At 70.0% G+C, this 4,394-nt stretch carries 5 protein-coding genes; 2 read left to right on the forward strand and 3 right to left on the reverse strand.

Annotated features, from left to right (window positions below):
• Nucleotides 1–828, reverse strand: an 828-nt coding sequence (locus G6016_RS10390; RefSeq protein ID WP_182632585.1) for a HesA/MoeB/ThiF family protein, incomplete at its 3' end; no start/stop codon positions are given.
• Between the two features lie 50 nt (nt 829–878).
• Complete coding sequence (locus tag G6016_RS10395; protein ID WP_182632586.1) at nt 879–1,928, reverse strand: DUF3152 domain-containing protein; 1,050 nt, start codon at nt 1,926–1,928, stop codon at nt 879–881.
• Between the two features lie 148 nt (nt 1,929–2,076).
• Here G6016_RS10395 and G6016_RS10400 point away from each other — a divergent pair, with 148 nt between their 5' ends.
• Entirely contained in the window at nt 2,077–2,730 is a 654-nt protein-coding gene (locus G6016_RS10400; protein WP_182632587.1) for a TetR/AcrR family transcriptional regulator, read from the forward strand.
• A gap of 82 nt (nt 2,731–2,812) precedes the next feature.
• Here G6016_RS10400 and G6016_RS10405 read toward each other — a convergent pair whose 3' ends face one another.
• Entirely contained in the window at nt 2,813–3,040 is a 228-nt protein-coding gene (locus tag G6016_RS10405) for a DUF3107 family protein (protein ID WP_182632588.1), read from the reverse strand.
• A gap of 288 nt (nt 3,041–3,328) precedes the next feature.
• Between G6016_RS10405 and G6016_RS10410 the strand changes: the two genes are divergently transcribed.
• Nucleotides 3,329–4,394, forward strand: a 1,066-nt coding sequence (locus G6016_RS10410; RefSeq protein WP_182632589.1) for a DEAD/DEAH box helicase, incomplete at its 3' end; no start/stop codon positions are given.

The following is a 4,394-nucleotide window of genomic DNA, read 5'->3' on the forward strand; positions in this document are numbered from 1 at the left end:
CTCGGTCACCGGCTCCCGCGAGGGGTCGGGTCGGATAGTGACCGTGCGGTTGGTGGACTCGAGCAGATCCATCAGCACCAGGCGTCCCAGCAACGGCCGGCCGGCGCCGGTGATGAGTTTGACGGCCTCCATCGCCATCATCGACCCGACGGTCCCGGGCAACGCGCCGATCACGCCGGCCTCCGCGCAGCTGGGCACGGTGCCGGGCGGCGGCGGCGACGGGTACAGGTCACGCAGCGACACGGCCTCGGCCGGTGCCGGAGGCCGCGACCAGAACACCGCGAGCTGCGCCCGGAAGCGGTCGATGGTCCCCCAGATGAGCGGGATGCCGGCGATCTCGCACGCGTCGGAGACGAGGTAGCGGGTCGCGAAGTTGTCGCTGCCGTCGATCACCAGATCGTGCCCGTCGAGCAGGTCCATGATGTTGAGCGCGTCGAGCCTGGCCTTCACCGTGTCGACGTGGACCCCCGGGGCCAACCCCGCGAGCCGCTCACGGGCCGATTCGACCTTCGCCATCCCGACGCTCGAGACGGAGTGGATCACCTGCCGATGGAGGTTGCCGAGGTCCACGTCGTCGTCGTCGACGATTGTGATTTTTCCGACGCCCGCCGCGGCGAGGTACAACAACACCGGCGCGCCCAGGCCGCCCGCACCCACCACGAACACCGACGCGGCGCGCAGGCGGCGCTGTCCCTCGTCGCCGATCGCGCCGAGCAACAGGTGACGCGAGTACAGGGCACGCTCGTCGGGGCTGAGCTCGGCGACCGGCTCCACCAACGGCGGCAACCCCTTCGCGGTAGCTCCCGCGTCCCCACCCGTGGCCTTCATCGCGTCACCTCTACTTCTGTCCAATCCCGCCGCTGCCCCTGCGACCGCGGTCAGCCCCCGGAGGCGGGCCCGTCCGTGACCGCGTCCTCGGCCGGCGGACCGTCCGGGAACGGCCAGGCGTTGAAGCGGCAGGTGAAATCGTTGTCCGGAACCACGCCCTCGGGATCGAGCCGGAAGATGTCCCCGTTGTTCACGCTGAACGTCTGCTGCATCATGATCGGTGCCAGCGCACCGTCCGCCGGGCACGGCTCGTGCGCCGGATGGCCGATCGCGTGACCGACCTCGTGGTTGACCACGTACTGGCGATAGGAGCCGATGTCGCCCTGGAACGAACGCGCACCGCGGACCCATCGGGCCAGGTTGAGGTACACGCGCCCTGTCGAGGGCAGGTAGCAGCTCGACTCCAGTTCGATGTCGTATCCGCAGCTCTGGCGGACCGTCATAGGGCTGGCGAGCGTCACCCGGAACGACGGCTCCGACTGGGACACCCGGCGGAATGCCACCGCCCCGTCGGCCGTCCAGCTCTTGGGATTGGCCAGGGTCGCGTCGACCATGCGCGCCACCGAATCGTCGCCGCCGAACTCCACCGTGTCGACGCCGTCCTCGACCTCGACCGTGTAGCTGAACAGCTCGGCCGTGTCCCGGCCGATCGTCTCCGTCTCGCCCGGGACGATCCGGAACGCACCGGTGCCGGCGTCGACGAACTGGCCGCCGTCGGGCAGCTGGCCACTCGGCGGGATCTCGATCGCCCGCGGCTCGCCGACGATCTCCGTGCTCTCCTCCGTCGCGGGCGGGGTGTCGCTGCCGGGCCGCGCCGACATCACGGCGTCGGCAATCACCAGCGCGGTGACCACGATCAGCACCGGGATCGCGTAGGCACGCCACCCCCAGGTGTTGAGGAACCGTCCCAATGCCGACTGGCGGCGCAGGTGGTCCCGCGCGCCCGGAATCGAACGACGACGACCCGGGGTCGGCTCCTCCGGATCCCAGGGCGCCCGCAGCGGCTCCCCCTGGGGCGGGTAATACGGCGCGCGCTCGACGCCGCGAGACCCGGGATCAGTGACCCCCGCGCCCGTACCCGGGCGACGCCCGTCGCTCATCCGCACACCTCCACGTCCATCCGAATCAAGGCCTCCACGATCCCACACGCCCGAGCACCGACTCATCCGGCACTCGGACGGTACGGGTATTGTCACCTCTCGCCCGGCCGACCATCGACCCCCGCCCGGGCGGATGAGGAGCCACCAGATGACCAGCCCGGACGGACCGCTTCCCCCGGGAGCGGCGCGCGCCGGGGCGGCACGGCTTCCCCGCAGCGCCCGCCGACAACAGCTCATCGAGACCGCCGGGACGGTGTTCGTCGACCAGGGCTTCCACGCCGCCGGGATGGACGACATCGCGGTCCTCGCCGGGGTGTCCAAACCGGTTCTCTACCAGCATTTCGTCTCCAAACAGGACTTGTACCTGCAGGTTCTGCGACACCACATCGACGAGCTGCTCGAACAGATCCGGGCTGCGCTCACCTCGACCTCCGACAACCGGCGCCGCGTCGAGGCCGCGGTCGACACGTTCTTCGCCTACGCCGACAACGACACCCGCGGCTTTCGCCTCGTGTTCGCCTCCGAACCGGGCGACGAGAACGTCCGCCGCGAATTGGACCGCGCGACACAGGGCTGCACCGACGCCGTCCACGACCTGGTGCGCGGTGACTCCGGTCTCGACGCGGAACGCTCCCGGCTGCTGGCCGTGGGCCTGGTCGGCGCGAGTCGCGTCAGTGCCGGGCACTGGCTCGACGCCGGCCGCCCCATCCCCCGCGAGGACGCGGTCGCCATGACCGTCGCCCTGTGCTGGGGCGGGCTGTCGAAGATCCCGCGCCAGCACAGCGAGCGCCCCGACGCCTGAGCGCCGGGGCTGACGCCCGAGCTCTGACGCCCGAGCTCCGGCAGGGCCGGCGCCGCGACCTGTCAGCGCTACCCTGTCGCGGTCAGGACAGGAAGCCCACGGGACGCTTGGCGGACTCACCGATCTCGACGTACGCCACCCGGTCGGTGGACACCAGGTAGCGACGGCCCTTCTCGTCCTCGAGCTCAAGGATGGCCTTGGTCTCGGCGGTGAGGGCCGCCTCGACGCGGCTCTGCACGTCCTCGGGGCTCATCCCCGTCTTGAACGAGAGCTCACGATTGCTGTCGGCGATGCCGATCTTGACCTCCACGGTGCCTGCCCTTCTCGTCGTCGGCGCATGTCACGCCGTCCTCGGTGTTTCTCGCGCACAAGGCTAGCCCGATCCGCGGGGTAGGCGGCGGCTCGGGATAGGATGCGAGGACGTGGATCACATCCGTGTCCGGGCCGCACCTGCGCACGAGGCCGGAGAGATCCTCGTGGAAATGTGCGCGCCCCGCTCGCGAGGCCGACTGATGCCGGCCCGACTCACTTATGCGCGCGAGACGAGAAAGGCACCGCCCTGTCCACCACAGATGTCACCACCACCGAAGTCGACGGCATGGCCACAACAACCGCCGTCGTCGACGCCCCGTCCAGCGACTCCTCCCCCAGCTTCGCCGAGCTCGGCGTCCGCGAGGAGATCGTCACCGCGCTCGGCGAACGCGGGATCACCCACACCTTCGCCATCCAGGAACTGACCCTCCCACTGGCGCTGGGTGGTTCCGACCTCATCGGTCAGGCCCGCACCGGCATGGGCAAGACCTACGGTTTCGGCGTCCCACTGCTCAACCGCATCTCGACCGGCGAGGTCACCCGCGAGCTCGACGGGACGCCCCGCGCGCTGGTGATCGTCCCGACGCGCGAGCTGTGCGTGCAGGTCACCCAGGACCTCAAGATCGCGGCCACCGGCCTGACCGCGCCCACCGACAAGGGCACCCGCCCGCTCAAGGTGCTCTCGATCTACGGCGGCACCCCGTACGAGCAGCAGATCGACGCCCTGGAGAAGGGTGTCGACGTGGTGGTGGGCACCCCGGGTCGTCTGCTCGACCTGGCCAACCAGTCCAAGCTCGTCCTCGGCAAGGTCGAGGTCCTGGTGCTGGACGAGGCCGACGAGATGCTCGACCTGGGCTTCCTGCCGGACATCGAGAAGATCCTGCGGATGGTGCCCGAGCAGCGGCAGACGATGCTGTTCTCCGCCACCATGCCGGGCCCGATCATCACACTGGCCCGCACGTTCCTGTCCAAGCCCACCCACATCAGGGCCGAGGCCGCGGACTCCGGTGCCACGCACGAGAACACCACCCAGCACGTGTACCGCGCCCACTCGATGGACAAGCCCGAGGTGGTGGCCCGCATCCTGCAGGCCGACGGGCGCGGCGCCACCATGATCTTCACCCGCACCAAGCGCACCGCCCAGAAACTGGCGGACGAGCTCGCTGACCGGGGTTTCAAGGTGGGGGCGATCCACGGTGACCTCGGCCAGGGTGCCCGCGAGAAGTCGCTCAAGGCCTTCCGCTCCGGCGACGTGGACGTCCTGGTGGCGACCGATGTCGCGGCCCGCGGCATCGACGTGGACGACGTGACCCACGTGATCAACTACCAGTGCCCCGAGGACGAGAAGACCT

This window comes from Dietzia aerolata (genome assembly GCF_014144865.1).
In the GTDB taxonomy this organism is placed as follows: domain Bacteria; phylum Actinomycetota; class Actinomycetes; order Mycobacteriales; family Mycobacteriaceae; genus Dietzia; species Dietzia aerolata.

Bases quoted from the DNA above. Each gene is read 5' to 3' on its own strand.
- G6016_RS10400 (WP_182632587.1), top strand. From the start codon at position 2,077: ATGACCAGCCCGGACGGACCGCTTCCCCCGGGAGCGGCGCGCGCCGGG.
- G6016_RS10395 (WP_182632586.1), bottom strand. From the start codon at position 1,928: ATGAGCGACGGGCGTCGCCCGGGTACGGGCGCGGGGGTCACTGATCCC.